Source organism: Stenotrophomonas sp. TWI1183 (assembly GCF_039673115.1).
GTDB lineage: Bacteria > Pseudomonadota > Gammaproteobacteria > Xanthomonadales > Xanthomonadaceae > Stenotrophomonas > Stenotrophomonas maltophilia_AA.
Genome location: NZ_JBDJKZ010000024.1, coordinates 46,172 through 64,919 on the forward strand (window position 1 = coordinate 46,172; position 18,748 = coordinate 64,919).

Annotated in this window: 11 protein-coding genes; 5 read left to right on the plus strand and 6 right to left on the minus strand. The window is 67.7% G+C overall.

What is annotated here, in order from left to right; all coding sequences use genetic code 11:
• Positions 1–38: 38 nt before the first annotated feature.
• Positions 39–713, minus strand: coding sequence for a response regulator transcription factor (locus ABE434_RS17350; RefSeq protein WP_346479679.1), 675 nt, complete (start codon positions 711–713; stop codon positions 39–41).
• An 88-nt stretch (positions 714–801) separates the two neighbouring features.
• Here ABE434_RS17350 and ABE434_RS17355 point away from each other — a divergent pair, with 88 nt between their 5' ends.
• Together ABE434_RS17355 and ABE434_RS17360 are read left to right on the plus strand one after the other, a co-directional pair.
• The gene (locus ABE434_RS17355; protein ID WP_346479680.1) at positions 802–2,655 is read left to right on the plus strand and encodes a 3-hydroxybutyrate oligomer hydrolase family protein; all 1,854 of its coding nucleotides are present in this window, start codon (positions 802–804) and stop codon (positions 2,653–2,655) included.
• 24 nt (positions 2,656–2,679) lie between these two features.
• The gene (locus ABE434_RS17360) at positions 2,680–4,341 is read left to right on the plus strand and encodes a fatty acid--CoA ligase (RefSeq protein WP_346479681.1); all 1,662 of its coding nucleotides are present in this window, start codon (positions 2,680–2,682) and stop codon (positions 4,339–4,341) included.
• Between the two features lie 594 nt (positions 4,342–4,935).
• Here ABE434_RS17360 and ABE434_RS17365 read toward each other — a convergent pair.
• Both ABE434_RS17365 and ABE434_RS17370 read right to left on the minus strand, forming a co-directional pair.
• The gene (locus tag ABE434_RS17365; RefSeq protein ID WP_346479682.1) at positions 4,936–6,318 is read right to left on the minus strand and encodes an aldehyde dehydrogenase family protein; all 1,383 of its coding nucleotides are present in this window, start codon (positions 6,316–6,318) and stop codon (positions 4,936–4,938) included.
• Positions 6,319–6,352: 34 nt separating this feature from the next.
• Positions 6,353–8,008, minus strand: a complete 1,656-nt coding sequence (locus ABE434_RS17370) for an acetolactate synthase large subunit (RefSeq protein ID WP_346479691.1) — start codon at positions 8,006–8,008, stop codon at positions 6,353–6,355.
• A gap of 114 nt (positions 8,009–8,122) precedes the next feature.
• Here ABE434_RS17370 and ABE434_RS17375 point away from each other — a divergent pair, with 114 nt between their 5' ends.
• The 3 genes from ABE434_RS17375 to ABE434_RS17385 all read left to right on the plus strand — a co-directional run bounded on the left by ABE434_RS17375 (position 8,123) and on the right by ABE434_RS17385 (position 15,466).
• Positions 8,123–9,310 carry a DUF6708 domain-containing protein gene (locus ABE434_RS17375; RefSeq protein WP_346479683.1) on the plus strand — a complete coding sequence of 396 codons (1,188 nt, stop codon included), beginning with the start codon at positions 8,123–8,125 and terminating at the stop codon, positions 9,308–9,310.
• Positions 9,311–9,471: 161 nt separating this feature from the next.
• Positions 9,472–14,121 (plus strand): autotransporter outer membrane beta-barrel domain-containing protein, encoded by a 4,650-nt coding sequence (locus tag ABE434_RS17380; RefSeq protein WP_346479684.1) that lies wholly within the window; start codon positions 9,472–9,474, stop codon positions 14,119–14,121.
• 151 nt (positions 14,122–14,272) lie between these two features.
• A complete protein-coding gene (locus ABE434_RS17385; RefSeq protein ID WP_346479685.1) occupies positions 14,273–15,466 on the plus strand; it encodes a membrane dipeptidase in 1,194 nt (397 codons plus the stop codon).
• Here the strand turns inward: ABE434_RS17385 and ABE434_RS17390 are convergent.
• The 3 genes from ABE434_RS17390 to ABE434_RS17400 form a co-directional block, all read right to left on the minus strand.
• A complete protein-coding gene (locus ABE434_RS17390; RefSeq protein ID WP_346479686.1) occupies positions 15,447–16,628 on the minus strand; it encodes an MFS transporter in 1,182 nt (393 codons plus the stop codon). The two genes, ABE434_RS17385 and ABE434_RS17390, sit on opposite strands and share 20 nt — an antisense overlap.
• A gap of 101 nt (positions 16,629–16,729) precedes the next feature.
• Positions 16,730–17,635, minus strand: a complete 906-nt coding sequence (locus tag ABE434_RS17395) for a LysR substrate-binding domain-containing protein (RefSeq protein WP_346479687.1) — start codon at positions 17,633–17,635, stop codon at positions 16,730–16,732.
• The gene (locus ABE434_RS17400) at positions 17,632–18,552 is read right to left on the minus strand and encodes a hypothetical protein (RefSeq protein ID WP_346479688.1); all 921 of its coding nucleotides are present in this window, start codon (positions 18,550–18,552) and stop codon (positions 17,632–17,634) included. The genes ABE434_RS17395 and ABE434_RS17400 overlap by 4 nt, the downstream gene beginning before the upstream one ends.
• Between the last annotated feature and the right edge of the window lie 196 nt (positions 18,553–18,748).

Below are 18,748 nucleotides of genomic sequence, written 5' to 3' on the forward strand. Positions count from 1 at the left end.
CCGGCAATGCGCTGGCCAAGCGATGTCCGTGCCGCGGATCAGGCGTCCTGTGCCGCTTCGAGCTGTCGGGATGGATCGGTCAACCCCATTTCGTGCAGCACGCGGATGGCCTGCGCACGATTGCGCACCCCCAGGCGGCCCATGATGCGGGTCATATGCGCCTTGACGGTGCGCAGCTGCACGCCCAGCCGGTCGGCGATCTGCTTGTTGAGCAGTCCTTCGGCCACCAGGCTGAGCACCTTGTATTGATGCGGAGACAGGCTGGCCAGGCGCGCGGCAAGATCGGCGTCCTTGCTGAAGGGCGCCACCCGCGCCACCGGCTCTCGCAGCATCGCCGGGATCCAGCGCTCACCTTCCAGCACGGACTGCAGCGCAGACTGCAGATCGGTCAGCCCCGAACTCTTGGGCAGGTAGCCTGCCGCACCCAGGTCGATCGCGCGGCGGATGACGTGCGGCTCTTCATTGGCCGAGACGATGATGATCGCCAACCCAGGCTGCAATGCACGTATGGTCGCCAGCCCGGCAAGCCCGTGGTTGCCCGGCATATGCAGGTCCAGCAGCATCAGGTCGATCTGCTGGTGCTCGATCGCTTCCAGCACGCTGTGCAGTGAATCGGCCTCGCTGATCTGCAGATCGACCACCGCCTCCTCGGCCGCGCGATGCAGCGCAGCGCGGAACAAGGGGTGGTCATCGGCAATGAGCAGGGTCGGCATGTCCAGCCGAGGTTAGCAAATCGTCCGCGATCGGGCACGGGTACCTAGGTACGCTGGCGCGTCCCGACCGGCTTGCTAGTGTGGCGCCATGAACATCCGTCGCCCCGTTGTACTGCTGTACGCCGCGCTGCCGCTGTTGTCGGGGTGCCTCGCCGTTGCCCATGCCGCCCAACCCCGTGCGGATGGTGCCGCGCCGGTGTTCGAACAGTGGCGGGAAACCACGCATCGCGGCAACGATGACCTGCTGACGGCAGGCTTGGGAATCGATGCACTGCGCTTGGCCACCGCACCGGCATTCGTCAGCCCAGCGCGACCGACGGCCGGGGAAGCACGGCGCCGCGCGATCTGGAGCAGTTGGCGCGGCATCGCCGACCTGACCCCGGGCGGTGGCTTCGGCGATGTCTACGGCAGCCTGCAGCCGGCCCCGGGGCGCGAGTTCTCGGCCTACGCGCGCGTCCCCGGCGCCCGCCATCCCCATCGCGTGCTGGTGCAGGTGCCCGACACCTTCGATACCTCCAGACGCTGCCTGGTCGTCGCCGCCTCGTCCGGCTCGCGTGGCATCTACGGCGCGATTGCGGTTGCCGGGAGCTGGGGCCTGGCCCATGGGTGCGCCGTCGCCTACACCGACAAGGGCGCCGGCAGCGACTACTACGACCTCGACGCCCGCATCGGCGTCCAGGCCGACGGCACGCCTGCTGGCGAGGGCCCATTGGCCTTCGTGCCCGCAGCCACGGCGGCCGCGCACGGCGTTGCGTTCAAACACGCGCATTCGGGAGACAACCCCGAGGCGGACTGGGGCCGACATCTGCTGCAGGCACTGCAGTTCGGGCTGCAGGCACTGGACCGCGCCTACCCCCGCTCCGCTCCCTTTACCACGGCGACGACGCGCACGCTGGGGGTGGGCGTATCCAATGGCGGTGGTGCCGTGCTGCGTGCGGCGGAGATCGAGGGCGCCGGGTTCGATGCGATGGTGGCGGGCGAGCCCAACGTGTCGGTCGCGGGCGCGCCACCGCTGTACGATTTCGTTACCCGATCGGCGCTGCTGATGCCCTGTGCGTTGCTGGCACTCGATGATCTGCCACAGCCACCCCTGCAGTCACAGGGAGCACCGGCAGGCGCGCAGCGCTGCGCCCTGCTGAAGTCCGGCGGATGGGTCCAGGGTGATGACACCGCGGCACAGGCACAGTCTGCACGCCAGCAGCTTGCCGACGCAGGGCTGAGCGACGGCGCCCTCCGCGCCGGCGCGTTTCCGACCGGGTTCGATCTGTGGCGCGCGATCGCGGTGACCTACGCATCGGCCTATGGACGCTACGGCCCGGGCGAACATCCCTGTGCGTACAGCTTTTCGGCCGCCGCTGCTGACGGTAGCCCCGGTCCGGCGGCTGTCGAGGGTCGTTCCACCTGGTGGAGCGAAGGCAGTGGCATCCCACCGGGCAGTGGCGTGGTGCTGGTGGACGGTGGCGCGGCACAGTCGGCAGAGGATCCGCTGCACGGTTTGAATTGCCTGCGCGCGCTTGGCAGTGCCGACAGCGCCGATGCACGGCGGGTACGCGCCGGCATCGCCGAGGCGGCGGTCAAGGCCCCGCGCCGCGGCCTGCCGATCGTGGTCATCCATGGCCTCGACGACGGCCTGGTGCCGATCGGGATGACCAGTGATCGTTACGTGGCGCTCGCACGCAGTGCCGGAGCGCAGATTGCGTACTGGCGGGTGGACAACGCCCAGCACTTCGACTCGCTGTTGGGCTTCCCGGACTACCGGACGCGTTACGTGCCGTTGCTGCCCTACATGTTCGCCGCCCTGGACCAGGTGTGGGATCACCTTGAGGATCCCGCCCGCGCTCTGCCACGGGATGCGCTCATCCACCCGACACCCCGTGCGGACGCCCCGCTGCTGCGCGACACCCTGTCCATTCCCGCGCCCCAGGCCAGTCCCGGCCGCTGACGCGCTGTCTCCCAGGAAAACCCCATGTCGCTCTCCACCGCCGCGTCCTCGTCCCTCCCCGGGCCCCATGCGTATCCGCTGCTGATCAAGCAGCTGCTGCATACACCACTGGCGGTGCGTCCGGAGCAGGAGATAGTGTGCGGCGAAGCGGTCCGCTTCGACTACCGCACCTTGCAGGCGCGCATCGGCCAGTTGGCCGGCTTGCTGACGTCGCTCGGGGTGAAGCACGGCGATACCGTGGCGGTGATGGACTGGGACAGCAACCGCTACCTGGAGAGTTACTTCGCGGTGCCGATGATCGGTGCGGTACTGATGATGGTGAACGTCCGCCTTGCTCCCGAACAGATCGCCTACACGCTCAATCACAGTGGCGCGCGGGTGCTGCTGGCCAATCGCGAGTTCCTGCCGGTGCTCGAAGGCATCGATGAACAGCTGCCGGATCTGCGCACCCGGATCCTGCTGGATGATGCCGATGGCCCGCTGCCGACCGGTTTCGCAGCCGAGTACGAAGCCGGCCTGCGTGAGGCCACGCCCATCACCCACTTCCCGGACTTCGACGAGAACACCCGCGCCACCACGTTCTACACGACCGGCACCACCGGCCTGCCCAAAGGGGTCTACTTCACTCATCGGCAACTGGTGCTGCACTCACTGGCGGGGATGGCGGCCCTGGGCAGTGCAGCCAGCCAGGGGCGCCTGCATCGTGACGATGTCTACATGCCGATCACGCCGATGTTCCACGTCCATGCCTGGGGCCTGCCCTACGTGGCCACGCTGATGGGCCTCAAACAGGTCTATCCCGGCCGCTATCTGCCGGGCCGCCTGCTGGAGCTGATCGCGTGCGAGAAGGTGACCTTCTCGCACTGCGTGCCGACCATCCTGCATATGCTGCTCGACCATCCCGCCGCTGCACAGACCGATCTTGGCGGCTGGAAAGTGGTCATCGGCGGCGCTGCCTTGCCCCGCGCACTGGCGCAACGGGCTCTGGCCCGCGGCATCGACATTTTCGGTGGCTACGGCATGTCCGAGACCTGCCCCCTGCTCACCCTTGCCCAGATAGATACCGAGGCCGTGGCGGGTTCGGCTGAGGCGCTGTCGTTGCGGACCAAGGCCGGCATCCCGGTGCCGCTGGTGGACCTGCGGATCGTGGACGACACCATGAACGACGTGGCCCACGATGGCATCGCCACCGGCGAGGTGGTGGTGCGCGCGCCCTGGCTCACCGAAGGCTATCTGCACGACCCGGATGCGTCGGCGGCGCTATGGGCGGGCGGCTATCTGCATACCGGAGACATCGGCAACATCGACGCCGGCGGCTACCTGCGCGTCACCGACCGCATCAAGGATGTGATCAAGACGGGCGGCGAGTGGATTTCCTCGCTCGCGCTGGAAGACATCATTGCCCTGCATCCGGCGGTCAGCGAGGTCGCCGTGATCGGCGTCAGCGATGCGAAATGGGGCGAGCGACCGCTGCCGTTGGTGGTCACCCATGCCAACAGCGCGGTGACCGAAGCCGAGATCATCGAACTGGTCGCAGCGCGCAGCCGCTCAGGCGATATCTCCCGCTACGCGATCCCGGACCGGGTCAGCTTCGTGGAGGCGATAGAACGCACCAGCGTCGGCAAGATCAACAAGAAGAAGCTGCGCAGCCTGCATGACCAGGGCGCGGCCAACAACGCCCGCTGAGTGGATGGATCTTCTAAGCCAGGCCGGTCGGCAGGAGGCGCGCATGGCGAGCGCACGGGCGGGATATGCTTGCTGCCATGTAACCATGGATAGAGACCTGCCCACTTATGCTTATCGAAGAACGCATCCTCATCGCAGTCTCACCTGGCGTCATTGACCACATTTGGAGCGAGGTCGATCGATGGCATCTTTGGGATCCGGATACGAAGCAGGCCGAGCTCAATGGGCCATTCGCAGTCGGAACCAGGGGCCGGATAGTTCCCAGCAAAGGCATGGGCGTTCCGATGGTTGTCACCGAGCGTTCCGAGGGTCGTTCATTCACTGTAGAGGGCCACATTCCTCTGTTTCGCATGCACTTCGAGCACACGGTATCTCCGGCCAGCGGCGGCGCCGAAGTTGTCCACCGCGTGTGGTTCACGGGCGCTCTTGCGTTTCTGTTCGGGCCAGGCGTTGCCAGGCAGGTTCGGGAAGGGCTTCCTCGAACCATGCGTTCACTGAAAGCCTACGCGGAAGAACGGGCCGAGCCACATCTACGGTGATGTTGGGCTGACGCGGAGTGCCGGTAGGCGGCGCTCCGCATTTCGCGCGCCGGGCTCAGCTCCTGCGCATCAGGATCATCTTCTCCTGTGACATGTCCCGCATCGTGTACGGAATGCCCCCGGTGCCGTAGCCCGACTCGCGGCGGCCGGCGAAGGGCATCCAGTCGGTGCGGAACGCCGTGGGGTCGTTGATCATCACGGCCGAGGCATCCAGCCGGTTGGCGGCGCGCAGGGCGATGTCGATATCCTGGGCGAACACACTGGCCTGGAAGGCGGTAGGCAGGGAGTTGGCGCGCGCGATCGCCTCGTCGAGGTCGGTGTAGCGATAGACCGCCACCACCGGGCCGAAGATTTCCTGCGTGGTCACCCGCGCGTCACTGGCCGGATCGAGCAGCACGGTGGGCTGCAGTGTGGTCTCCGAGAGGCGCTTGCCGCCCGTGGCGAGCTGCGCGCCGCCGCGCACGGCCTCCTCGATCCATTCGGTGACGCGGTCCGCCTCGCGTGGCTGGATCAGCGGGCCTACCTCGGTGTCCTTCAGCGTGGGATCGCCGGTGCGCAGGCGTTCGACCCGGGCGATGAGGGCTTGGGTGAAGTCATCGGCAACCGCGTCGTGGACGAAGATGCGCTGCGTGGAGACGCACACCTGGCCCGCATGGTAGTAGCCGCTTTTGACGATCGGCTCGATGACCTTGGCCAGATCGGCACTGCGGTCGACGAGGGCCGGCGCAACGCCGCCATGCTCCAGCGCCGAACGTGCACCGTGTGCCAGCTTGGCATGCAGCGACCACCCTACCCGCGCCGAGCCGATGAAACTCAGGAACGCAACGCGGCGGTCGGTGGCCAGCGCTTCGGCAAGGTCGTTGCCTTCCGGGAGGAAGCTCTGGCACCACGGTTCGGGCAGCCCGGCCTCATGCACCATCGCCACGAATTCCAGGCAGGACAGCGGCGTTGCCGAGGCCGGCTTGATGATGACCGGGCAACCGACCGCGATGGCCGGTGCCACCTGGTGGACGATGAGGTTCAGCGGGTGGTTGAAGGCCGAGATCGCCGCCACGATGCCGATGGGCTCGCGGGTGGTGAACGCCCAGCGTCCCTCCGACGCTGCCGACAGCCCCATCGGTATTTCGCGGCCGGCAAAGTTGCGCAGCTCATCGGCGGCGTTGTGGACGCCATCGATGGCGCGCGTGGTCTCGATGATGGCATCCGGCAGCGGCTTGCCGCCCTCGCGGGCAATCTGCAGGGCGAGGTGGTCGCGCCTGGCGTCCATCAAGCCGGCGAGCCTGCGCAGGATCGCGATGCGCGCGTGCGGCGCGAGCCAGCCGTCGCGGTCCTTGAAGACCCGTTCGGCGGCGCTGAGCTTGTGCTCCAGCGCGGTGGCAGTGTCGAAGCCGATTTCTGCGATCGGGGCGCGGTCGAAGGCCTGTACAACGGTCAGCATGCGGGACTCCTTGAGGGGGTGGCATCGGAGGCGATCATGCGCAGCCCACGTTCGGGGTGCGGTTGCGCAGTTCATCAACCAGCACGCGGGTGTTCTCGGAATAGTCGATGGGCACGTCCAGCACGTGGACGCCGCCGCCCGCGAAGGCGGCTTCGATCATCGGCACCAACTGGTCGACGGCCGTCACCCGGCTGCCCTTCGCGCCGTAGGCCTCGGCATACTTCACGAAATCAGGGTTGCCAAAGCGCATCCCGAAATCCTCGAAGCCATCCACCGCCTGCTTCCAGCGGATCATGCCGTAGGCACTGTCGTTGAGGATCACTACGACAAGGTTGAGCCCGAGCCGGACGGCGGTTTCCATCTCCTGCGAGTTCATCATGAAACCGCCATCGCCGCACACGGCCATGACGCGCCGCTTCGGGTACAGCATCGCGGCCATCATGGCGGACGGCAGGCCGGCCCCCATCGTGGCCAGCGCATTGTCGACCAGCAGCGTGTTGGCGACATGTGTGCGGTAGTTGCGCGCGAACCAGATCTTGTACATGCCATTGTCGAGGCAGACGATGCCGTCATCCGGCATGGACTGGCGCACGTCATGCACCAGCCGCTGCGGCGTCACCGGGAATCGGTCCTCCTCCGCGCGGTCGTTGAGCCGGGCCAGGATGTTCTGGCGCAGCTCGATCATGCCCTCATCGGCCGTCAGGCGCCCCTCCAGCCGATTGGCCAGGGCATCCACCGAGGGGCCGATGTCGCCCAGCACCTCGATATCGGGGTGGTAGACCTGCTCGACCGTGGCCGACTGGAAGCTGATATGGATGACCTTTGGGCCACCGCCGCTCTTCATCAGGAACGGGGGCTTTTCAACGGTGTCATGGCCGATGGCGATGATCAGGTCCGCGCGGGCGACGGCCTCATGTACATAGTCGCCCTCGGACAGTGCGGCCGTACCCATGTAGAGGTTGGAGCCACCGGTCACCGCACCCTTGCCCATCTGCGTGTTGAAGAACGGCAGCCGCGTGCGCGCCACGAACGCGGACAGCGCCTCGGTGAGCCACGGCCGGCTTGCGGCCGCGCCGATCATCACCAGCGGTCGCTTGGCAGCGAGGATGGCGGCTTCCGCCCTATCCAGCGCGGCAGCAGGCGCGATCGGACGTTCCAGGGGATGCACCGGAATGACGGGCACATCGTCCACTTCCTCACCGGCGACATCCTCCGGGAGCTCCAGGTGAACCGGGCCAGGGCGTTCTTCCATCGCCACGCGGAACGCATCCCGCACGGTGGCGGGAATCGCGGCCGGGCTGACGATCTGGCGCGTCATCTTCGTGAGCGGCTTCATCGACGCCACGATGTCCACGATCTGGAAGCGCGCCTGCTTGGCGCTCATCACAGCCTTCTGCCCGGTGATGAGAATCATCGGCCACGCACCAAGGTGGGCATAGGCCGCGCCGGTCGAGAAGTTCAGTGCGCCCGGGCCGAGCGTGGCCAGGCACACGCCGGGCCGCCCAGTGAGCCGGCCGTGGGTGGCGGCCATGAACGCGGCCGCCTGCTCGTGGCGGGTGAGGACCAGCTGGATGCGCGAGTTCCGCAGCGACTCTAGGAAGTCCAGGTTCTCCTCGCCCGGCACGCCAAAGATGCGGTCTACGCCTTCGTTTTCCAGCGCCTTGACCAGTAGATCCGAGCCCTTCTGCATAGCATTGATCCTTGCGGTGAGGATGGGTTCACTATACGCCGGGTTGTTTTCCCGCCCGGTGACAGTCGATATCCCGTGTGAAATCATGCAACGTTGTCCATCCGGCAACAGCGCGTGTTCAAACGTCTCTTCAAGGGAAGCAACAAGGAGGTTGCGGCTGAACCAGGTCCCGACGTCCGCAGTCAACGTCCTTCAGCGGGGGAAATCCGGGTCGAAGGCCTGAGCGAGACCCTGTTCCTGTCCCCGTTGCCGGTTCACACCGGCCAGGTCCAGGCATCCCGTCGAAACTTCTCGGACGTGAATGATGTGTTCCTGGAGATGGGCGGAAGCAACTGGGGAACGGTGGAGGGAAGCAAATGGCTGGCCGGGGCCATCTCGTTGCTGGTGCTGATGGTGGTCGGCGTGCCGGCCCTTATGGTTCTGTATGGCGTGCTCGCCTATCCGCAGAACTGGCCGGATCCCTGGGGCGAGTTGAAATCGTTCATCCAGGTGTTTGCACTGGGGTCGCTTGGCGGCCTGCTTCCCTTGGGAGCATTCGCCTACGGCCTGCTCGGTGACACATTCAAGCGTGACAAGCCCTACCCCGTGCGCTTCAACCGCCAGCGCCGCGAAGTCTGCTACATCGACCGCAAGACCCGCCGCGTCCTGATCGTGCCATGGGAAAGCGTTGTCGCCTGGGTATCCAGTTCCCAGGGCGTGACCGCTTACGGCGCGACCCGCCAGTACACCTTCGGCATGGGGCTGGAGGATGAAGCGCTGGACAGGGTGCAGTTCATCCTGTTGTCCCAGCCGAGTGATTCGCACTCCCTGGGCATGTGGACGGCGATCCGCAACTACATGGAAGACCATCAGCAGTTCAATGCGCCGAACCCCTGGTTCAAGGCACTGGGCCTCACGCCCAGCGCGGATCGCCTGAAGACCTACGAGGGCATGCACACCTTCGAGATCGAGCGTGAGGATGCGCGCGCGATGGGTTCGCTGGACGATGGCGGCGACGATCTGACCCCGGAGCAACGGGAGAAGTACGGATACAGCACGCGCTCCTACTGGCCGCTTCGTCGCTGGTACCTCTGGCGCCTACTGACGTTCTGGAAGGCGCCTTATCTGCTGGCCGAATGGGTTCATCGCCGGGACCGACCTGTGCTGCCGGACACTGTGGTGGCCTGGTCCCAGGCACTGCCCGAAGCGCAATGGGCCACGCCCAGCGCCGCGCTCGTGAAAGCCAATCAGATCGTGAAAACGGCGATGGATAAACAGGGCGCGACCTTCGTCGATGCCTGCAAGGCAGCGGGACTGCAGTGAGGTGCCACGGTGGCGGCATCCGTAGTTTTACTGCCCCCACCTCGCACGTATTGCGGTTGAGCCCGCAGGGTGTTGTGACCAGACTCGGGTGACACGCGGCGCCCCGCACGCGTCACGACGGGGGGCGTTCCCCGGCAGTCTGCCCTCCCAGGTGAGGTCCCATGGCCAACACCCGCTGCACGCGGCAACGCGTGGCGTCCCGCATCGTGTCGCCGCGCAGCAGCCTGCTCCTGGTGGGCTTGGCGGCATCAGCCCCCTGGTGCGCACTGGCACAGAGCGTGGACGCGGCGAGCTGCGTGACGGTGCCCGCGACCGTCCCGGCCCAGCAGGTCCGCGCCGATGGCACCGTGCTGACGATCGCCGGGGGCACCTACGCGCCGACCACGGCCGGCGCGCCTGCGTTCTATGCCGCCAACGCCGGCGTGATCAACGCGACCGGCGCGGTGGCGCTGATCACCAGCACGGCCAACACCGCGACGGTGTGCTCGACCCGCAGCGGCGCGGTCAGTTTTCTGACCGCCGGCTCTACGGTCAGCCGGCTGGGCGCCGGTGGCCCCGCGGCGCGACTGGAAGCAGGCACCACGCTGACCTCGATCGGCACGCGGTTTTACACTTCGCAGGCCAACAGCGAAGGCATCCAGGTGGCCGGCGGCAGCTTCACCGGCAGCGGCGATGTGATCGCTACCGGCATCATGCTGGGCACCCAGCCGGGCACGCCAGGAACCTACGGGCTGCCGGTGGACGCCGGCGGCACCCTGGTGACCGATCCCGCGGCCTACGTGGGCAAGGCGGCCACGGCGGCGCATGGCATCAGTGCCATTGACGGGACGGTGCGGCTGAACGTGGATGGTGCCGGTGCACCTACGGGCGGGACCACCTCAATCTACATCCTGGGCACCGGGGCCGGCGCCAGCAATGGCAGCCACGGGCTGTTCGGCAGCAGTGGCGCGCAGTTCGATGTGCACGCCGTGAATATCGTGACCCGCGGCAACAACAACAGCGGTGGGCGATTTGCTACCGGTGCGCGGCTCCAGGCGTCGCAGCTCGCCATCGACACGGAAGGCACCGGCGCGACCGGGCTGGCGTTCGTCGATGCGCAGGGGGTGCTGGCCGGTGTGACCATCAACGCCACCGGCATCACCGCGCACGGGGTGTCGGCCACCGGCACCTCGCAGGTGCAGCTTGATGGACTGGACATCCGGGTGGCGGGACAGAATGCGCACGGCGTGCTCGCCGGCGGCGGCAGCACCGTGACCGTGGGTGGCACGCCCGGGGTCGTGATCGCTGCCGGTCAGGGTGGCAATGCGCTGCGCGCGGAAGGCAGCGGCAGTGCGATCGCGGCGAACGGGCTGCGCCTTTCCACGCTGAGCAACGCCGCCATCGGCGCCCACGCACTGACCGAAGGCACGCTCGCGTTGAGCGGCAGCGAGGTCTACACATCAGGCATTGCCGGCGGCAACGCAGCGGTTGGCCTGCAGGCGGCCAGCGGCGGCACGGTGGTCAGCCAGGGCAACACCCTGCTGACCGGCGTGCAGCTTGGCACCGATCCGTCCGCCGCCAGCTATGGCCTGCCTGTGGATGCCGGCGGCAATGCCACCACCGATCCTTCCGCCTATGTGGCAACCGGCACCACCGGGGCGAACGGGGCGCAGGTGTCCTCCACGGGTGGCACGCTGCGGCTGGACGTGGCGGCCGATGGCTCACCGTTGGGCACCACGACCCGTATCGAGACCTACGGCAACAACAGCACCGGCGTGCTGGTGGCCCAGGCGGCTTCCGCGACCTCGCGGCTGCAGGCAGCCAACACGGTGATCACCACGCACGGGATGAACTCCAATGCCGTACTGGTCCAGGGCGCGGCCGGCGGGGTCGGACCGCAGGCGGCGTTGCTGCGCCTGGACACGCGCACCACCGATCTCAATTCCCATGGCGTGTACGGCCAGGCCGGCGCGCAGATAAGCATCGCCGACAGCACCCTGACCTCATCGGGAAGTGGCGCGGGCATCCGTGCCGATGGCGCGGCCACCCGCGTCACCGCACGCAATCTCTACATCGGTGGCGGCGGTCCGGGGGGCATCGGCCTGAACGCCACCGGTGGCACCATCGACAGCGCTGGAACGACCATCATCAACTCAGGCCGCCCTGGGATGACGCTCAACGCCAGCGGTGGCACTGCCGGCACGCTGATCTCCAGTGGCGACACGATCCGTACCGGCGTGCTGCTGGGAACCGACCTGGCGCTGCCCACCTTCGGCCGGCCGATCGATGCAGGCGGCAACCCGGTGACCGACCCTGCTGCCTTCATTGCGTCCGGCATCTCCGGACACGGGGTGTACGTGGGCACGGCCGGCGGGCGCGTCTGGATGAACGTGGATCCGGCGACGGGCCAGGCCGACGGGGCGCGCAGCAGCATCACCACGCTGGGCGATGCGAGCGAGGGTTTCAACATCCAGGGCGTGGATGCGATCGCGACCGTGGCCAATGTGAGCCTATCCACGCGCGGCATCGATTCCATCGGTGCACGTGCGGCGGGCGCTGGCCAGATCCGTGCCAGCGGCATGACCGTCACGACCAGCGGATTGCATGGCTATGGCCTCGCCGCGTACGCCGACAGCCTGCTGACCGCCACGGCGAGCACCATCACCACGGAGGGCGTGCAGGCGCACGGGCTGATCGCCTGGGCCGACAACGGGCGCCTGCTGCTGGGCGGTGGCAGCCGTGTCACTACCAGCGGTGCGCTGGCCCACGCAGCGGTGGCATGGAACGGAGGTCGCGTGGAGGTCGCCGATGCCGCGCTGGCCACCACCGGTCCCGGCGCGGCGGCATTGCTGGTGCGCGGCGACCCGGCTGCAGCGTCGGCCTCGGTCACGCAATCCACGCTTGCCGCTGCGGACGGCCCCGGGGTGGGCGCCATCGGTGCGGCGCAGATCGACCTGACCGGCACCACGGTGCAGGGCCGCGACCTGTGGCTCAAGGTCGGTGCCATCGCCGATTTCGATGGGCTCGACGCCGCTGTCCCGCTCCTTCCCCCGGACCTTCCGCCCGATGATCCGCCAGTGCCCCTGCCGATGGCGGGACCGGCGCCGCGGGTTGTGTTGCCGACGGCCGACACGCCGACCGTCGCCACCATCACCGCGACCGGCAGCGTGCTCACTGGCGCCGCGATCACCCTGCCCGGCAGCATCTCCAACGTCGTGTTGCGTGACACGCTGTGGAACCTGACCGGCAGCTCCACCCTCACCACGCTGGTCAACGATCGCAGCCGGATCGCGTTTGCAGCGCCGGCCGGCGATCCTGCGCAGGCGGCCGGCTACAAGACCCTGACCGTGTCGCGCTACAGCGGCAATGGCACGCTCGCTCTGAACACATGGCTGGGCGACGATGCCTCGCCCTCGGACCAGCTGGTGGTGGTGGATGGAAGCAGCAGTGGGCCGGGAGCGCTGGAGATCCACAACACCGGCGGACGTGGCGACCGGACGCTCGCCGATGGCATCCGCGTGGTGCAGGCAAGCAACGCCACCAGCACGCCCGACAACTTCGCGCTGGCGGCACCGGTGGTGGCGGGTCCGTACGAGTACTTCCTGTACCGCGGCGGCGCGGCCACGGTCTCCGGCGCGGATGTGGAGAACAGCTGGTACCTGCGTTCGGTGATCGATTGCGCCAGCCCGGGCGCGCCGGTACCGCCCTGCCCCGCCCCTCCGCTGCCGCCGCCACCGGATCCCACGCCGCCGGATCCAGCGCCACCGGAGCCGCCCAGCCCCTCGCCGCCGCCGGCCTATCGGCAGGAAGTCTCGCTGATCGCCGCCGCGCCCGCGATGGCCCAGGTGTACGGCCGCACCCTGATCGACACCCTGCACGAACGCGTCGGCGACGAGCAGCTGCTGCATCAGCGCGGCGACCTGGATACCGCGCGCAGTGGGTTCAATGGTGCGTGGATGCGTTACCTCGGCCACGACGGCGAACATGATGGCGGGCGCCGCGGCATCTACGGCGATCGCGGCCCCGACTTCGACTATCGCTTCGATGCGCTGCAGATCGGCACCGACCTCTACCGCCGGGTGGATGCCGAGGACCTGCGCCGTCGCCACGCCGGCGTCTATCTCGCCTACGGCAAGGGCAAGGGCGACGTGCGGCACAACTTCCTGGAGTATCGCTTCCACGCCGGGACGGACCGGTTCAAGGCGGGCTCGATCGGCGGCTACTGGACGGCGTTCTCCGCCAAGGGCGCCTACATCGACGCCGTCGCTCAATACACCTGGTATGACATGCGCCTGCAGTCCCCGCGCACCGCCGACAGTTTTGTCGATGCCGACGGGCTGGCGCTGTCCCTGGAAGGCGGCTGGCCGTTCCTCCTCGATGAAGACGACGGGTCCGCCGGCGAGAACGGACGCTGGCGGCTGGAGCCACAGGCGCAGCTGATCTGGCAGCAGATCGATGTCGACGATCTGGACGATGCCACCGCGCAGGTGCACTTCAGCGACGGCGACTCGCTGGTCGGGCGCGTCGGTGCGCGATTGAACCGCACCGGCCAGCGCGAGACGACGCAGGGCGATGCCCGCAGCAGCAATGCCTGGCTGCGCGGCAATGTCTGGCACGAGTTCCGCGGTACGCCCCGCGCGACGTTCGCCAGCAACAGCGGCTACGTGCCGTTTGCGGTGGACATGGGGGGATCGTGGGGCGAAGTCGGCATCGGCGGGACCTGGCAGGTCACGCAGACCGGCTACCTGTATGCCGACCTCGATTACAGCTGGAGCTTCAACGGTGACGAGACGGCGTGGAACGGCAAGGTGGGCATGCGCTGGAACTGGTAGGCACGCCGCGATGCGCCCTGCCGCCGGTCACTTGCGGTGAGGACCGTCAGCATCCGAACATGCCGCGGACACCTCCGCGGAGTGGCCGATGACGCCGTTCACTCGGCGAGCCGCCACACGGCCTCCAGCCACGCAAGCAGGTACAGACCCGATGACGTTCCAGACTGATGCGAAGACGAACGATCCCTCCGACGCGGAGCGATCGCGGCGACGTTTCCTGGGTGCCTGCGCGCTAGGTGCCGCCGGGGCCCTGCTGCTGCCGGCGCAGGCCGGCGCCGCTGCCCCGGCGGCTTCCGCACGCACGCAGTGGCCGGGCTATCGGCGCGCCACCGTGATCGATGCGCTCAGTGGCGGGCCACTCGATACACGGGACACCACCGACTACGCGCCGCTGAGTGCACGTTCCCTGGCCGACGCGCGCGCCTCCGGGCTGACCGCCTGCACCATTACCGTCAGTGGCGTCGGCAGCTACCTCAACGACTACGCGTTGACGATGCGCAACATCGCCTACTGGAATGCGCAGCAGGCACTGCATGAGGACGCCCTGAGCCTCGTGCGTACCGGTGCGGACCTTGTCGATGCCAAGCGCAGCGGGCGCCTCGGCATGATCTACGGCTTCCAGGATGCGACGCCGTTCGGCGAAGACAGTGAACGCTTCGATACCTTCCATGGCCTGGGCGTACGCGTCTACCAGCTCACCTACAATCGCCGCAATCTGGTCGGTGACGGCTGCCTCGAGCCGGCCAATGCAGGGCTGAGTCGATTCGGTCGCGAGCTGGTCGAGAAGATCGATGCCGGCCGAGGGCTGATCGATCTCTCGCATGCTGGCCAGCGCACCACGCTGGATGCGATCGCAGCGTCCAGGCACCCGGTCACGATCAGTCATACCGGCTGTGCCGCCCTCGCCGCGAACCCGCGCAACAAGAGCGATCAGGAACTGCGCCAGCTTGCGGCACGGGGCGGAGTCGCGGGCATCTACCTGATGCCGTTCCTGCGCCAGCAGGGGCAGCCGACGGCAGAGGACCTGATCCGCCACATCGAACACGCCATCAACGTCTGTGGCGAGGAGCATGTCTGCCTGGGCACCGATGGCATGATCTCCTCGATCGATCTGACCCCGGAGTACCGCGAGCGGCTGCGCGCCGTCGTCGAGGAGCGCATCAGACTCGGCATCTCCGCGCCCGGTGAAAGCGGCGATGTGGTCACCTTCCTGCCCGACCTCAACCAACCCGATCGCTTCGACCGCCTGGCGTTCCTGCTGTCCCGGCGCGGGCACAGTGACGCCCGCATCGAGAAGATCCTGGGCAGCAACTACGCACGGCTGTTCACGAACGTATGTGGATGATGGCGCTCATCCGTCGCCGCTGCAGATACAGCACGATGCCCGCCAGGAGCGCGGCCACGGCCCCTGCCAGCGGCACCGATGCCAGCGTCGCGTAGCTGATCGTCAGGCTGCCCACGGCGCCGCCCAGCGCGGTGCCCAGGTTGAACGAGGCGATGTTCAGTCCGGCCGCCACCGAACTGTAGCCGGGAATGAAGTGCTGGGCCTGCTTGAGCAGGCGCAGGGTCAGCAGCGTCACGATGGAGAAGAAGCAGATGCCCAGTGTGCCGATCAGGAGCATCATCATGGCCGGCACACCTGCGAAGCTGTACAGCCCGAGCAGATTCACCGCCAACGCGACCAGCGCCAGCAGGAGGCTGCGATCCCCGTCCATGGCATCGCCGAGGAATCCGCCGAGCAGATTGCCTGCGATGGCGCAGACACCGAACAGCAGCATGCCCAGGCTCAGCCACTGCACGTCCACGCCGGTGATCTGCTGCAGATAGGGCGAGACGAAGGTGAAGAACGAGAACGTGGCAACGCTGACCAGCGCGCCGATGCCCGCCGTCATCAGCAGCTGCGGGTGGGTGATGGCCTGGATGCCCTTCCATGCGCCGCCTCGGGCGGACGGAGCAGCGGTCCCACCCCGCGGCATGCACAGCGCCAGGCCCAGCATGCCGGCCACGCTGAGCGCCCCGATGGTCAGGAAGACTACCCGCCACGACCACACGCTGCCGAGGTAGGTTCCGATCGGTACCCCGAACGCCAGGGCGAGCGTCAGTCCGATCCAGACCACCGACAGCGCCCGGCCGGACCGCTGCGGCTCGACCAGCCGCGTGGCTGCGTCCGAGGCCACCGCCATGAACACGCCGTGGCCGAGGCCGACCACGAAGCGGATCGCCAGCAGGGTCACCAGATTCGGCGACGCACTCATCAGCAGGCTGCCCAGCCCGAGCAATGCGGTGGCCAGCAGCAGGATCTGCCGGTCCCGCCAGTGGGCGACCAGGGCGGTGATGAAGGGGGCACCGATGGCCGCGCCCAGTGCATAGGCCGCGATGGCCGTGCCGACGAGGGAGATCCGCGCATCGAGATCATCGGCAATGGCGGTCAGCAGACCCGCGACAACGAATTCAGACAGACCGAACGCGAAGGCGCACAGCGAAAACACATAGATGGCAGCAGGCATTGCGGATCCTCGACGGCGGAGCTGCCGAAGACTAGTGCCTGCTGGGATGTGGGTGAAGGACCGTCTGCATACCGCGGCAAGATGCGGCGCGTCTCACCGCTTCACGGCGGTGGCAGCGCCTGCAGCACGGCATCGATCAGCCGGTCGCGGATCGCGGAGGCGCGGTTCTCGTTCCATGCCATGAACAGGTCCAACCGTGCCATGGCCTCGGGCGCATCGACCTGGAGCGGACGGAACACAACATCCGGCCGTGCGCCCGTCGCCAGCGAGGCGGGCAGCAGCGCGATGCCGAACCCGGCGGCCACCAGGGCGATCAGGGTCTGCATCTGCCGGCCGTGCTGCACGATGTCGGGCACGAACCCGGCGGCCTGGCACAGGCTGATGAGCTGGTCATGAAAGCCCTTGCCCAGGGTCCGGGGCGAGGCGACGAAGGCCTCGTCCCTGAGCGAGGCCAGGTCGACGATAGGGCTTGCTTCAAGGCGATGGCCAACGGGCAGCGCCACGCAGATGGGCTCGTTCAACACCGCAGCCAGGCGCAGGTGTGGTGTCGTCGTTCCCGGTGCCCGCATGAAGGCGACGTCCGCCCTGCCCTGCTCCAGCGCGTTGATCTGCTCCTGGGTCGTGGCCTCCCGCATCGTGAAGGTGATGCCGGGGTTGGCCTGTCGAAACGTGCGCAGCACGCGCAGCAGCGGGACATACGGGGCGATGTTGATGAAGGTCAGGGTGAGGTGGCCTTCGATGCCCTGTGCGACCCGGCGCGTCTGCGCGACGCCCTTTTCGAGGGACTGCACGGTGCGGCGGGCGGTTTCAAGGAAGGCTACGCCGGCCGGGGTCAGCGCCACGCTGCGATTGGTCCGTTCGAACAACGGCGCACCCACGAGGCCCTCGAGCCTGCGGATGGCCTGGCTCAGCGGCGGCTGTGCCATGTGCAGCCGCTCGGCCGCGCGATTGAAATGCAGCTCCTCGGCCACGGCGATGAACTGTTGGAGCAGGCGGGTCTCGATCACCGGGACGTCTCCGCTTCCATCAGCTCCCGGCGCTGGGCCTCGATCCAGGCGTCGCCGGCGGCACGTGCCTGGGCATCCCGTTCCTTGTTCTGCCGCTCGATCTCCTGATACTCCGCCCATACCTCGGGCGTGATCGTGTCGAGTCGATGGTCGGAACGCAGCGCGATCGAGGGAGCGGCGCCCGTGGAGACCGTGAAGTTGTCGAACAGCCATTGCCGTCGCTGCTCAGGCGAGGCATGCAGCAGGTCGGGCTCCGCATAGGTCTGCATCGGCAGGGTCTGCTCGGCGATCGGGGTATCCGAAGAAATCCGTGCCAGCCTGACGACGAGGCGCTCATGGTCCCGGTCCTTCCGGTACAGGGCGACGGTGTCGCCGTCGATCCACAGCGCGTACCAGTACCCCGCGATGGGATGGGCCTGGAAGGGCCGCTCACGGACCAGGATCAGATCGCCGGGGTCCTGGTAAAGCGCCCGCCAGCCCGGAGCTGCCGGGCGGATGCTGCAGTCGGCCGTCCCTTTCATGATCGTGTCCAGCGTCGGCGTGCCATTGCGTGCTGCAAGCCGCGTCGTCCAACAGCGTGAGCCGTCACGGTTATGCGAGGCGATCAGCACCGCGTCTTCGTCCAGCACCACGGCATCGGTATGCACGAACTGATCGCCCGCCGCGTCACGATCCTGCAGGAGCGCCGAGAATCCTTGATCGGACAGCCTGTTGCCATCCACGTACAGCACGTACGTCGTGTAGTGCTGATACTGGCTGACGTTGATGTCCAGTCGGCTTTCGGTCACGGCCACGACCTTCAATGTGTCCGAGGACAGCACGGTTTCCCTGTGGGTCCGGGCACATCCCGTCAACAGCGGCGCCGCACACACCAGCAGTGCGGCGGAACGCAGGAGGGAATCCAGTCTGAAGCTCATCGCGCTGCGGCCTGCGGGTGTGGGGCGGACCCGTGCAAGCATATCTGCTTCGGCGACGCGTATCGGCCCGCATTGCAGGCCTTCGTCGTGTTGTCGGCGGGGGCGGCCCCCGGGGGGGGCGCGCCCCCCCGCCCCCCCCCCTAAGAAGCGGTAATAGAGCGCCACACCCCCCCGGCGCGGCGGCAACAAAAACCCA

Coding starts and splice junctions, on each gene's coding strand:
- ABE434_RS17350 (WP_346479679.1), bottom strand. CDS start 713: ATGCCGACCCTGCTCATTGCCGATGACCACCCCTTGTTCCGCGCTGCG.
- ABE434_RS17355 (WP_346479680.1), top strand. CDS start 802: ATGAACATCCGTCGCCCCGTTGTACTGCTGTACGCCGCGCTGCCGCTG.
- ABE434_RS17360 (WP_346479681.1), top strand. CDS start 2,680: ATGTCGCTCTCCACCGCCGCGTCCTCGTCCCTCCCCGGGCCCCATGCG.
- ABE434_RS17365 (WP_346479682.1), bottom strand. CDS start 6,318: ATGCTGACCGTTGTACAGGCCTTCGACCGCGCCCCGATCGCAGAAATC.
- ABE434_RS17370 (WP_346479691.1), bottom strand. CDS start 8,008: ATGCAGAAGGGCTCGGATCTACTGGTCAAGGCGCTGGAAAACGAAGGC.
- ABE434_RS17380 (WP_346479684.1), top strand. CDS start 9,472: ATGGCCAACACCCGCTGCACGCGGCAACGCGTGGCGTCCCGCATCGTG.
- ABE434_RS17385 (WP_346479685.1), top strand. CDS start 14,273: ATGACGTTCCAGACTGATGCGAAGACGAACGATCCCTCCGACGCGGAG.
- ABE434_RS17390 (WP_346479686.1), bottom strand. CDS start 16,628: ATGCCTGCTGCCATCTATGTGTTTTCGCTGTGCGCCTTCGCGTTCGGT.
- ABE434_RS17400 (WP_346479688.1), bottom strand. CDS start 18,552: ATGAGCTTCAGACTGGATTCCCTCCTGCGTTCCGCCGCACTGCTGGTG.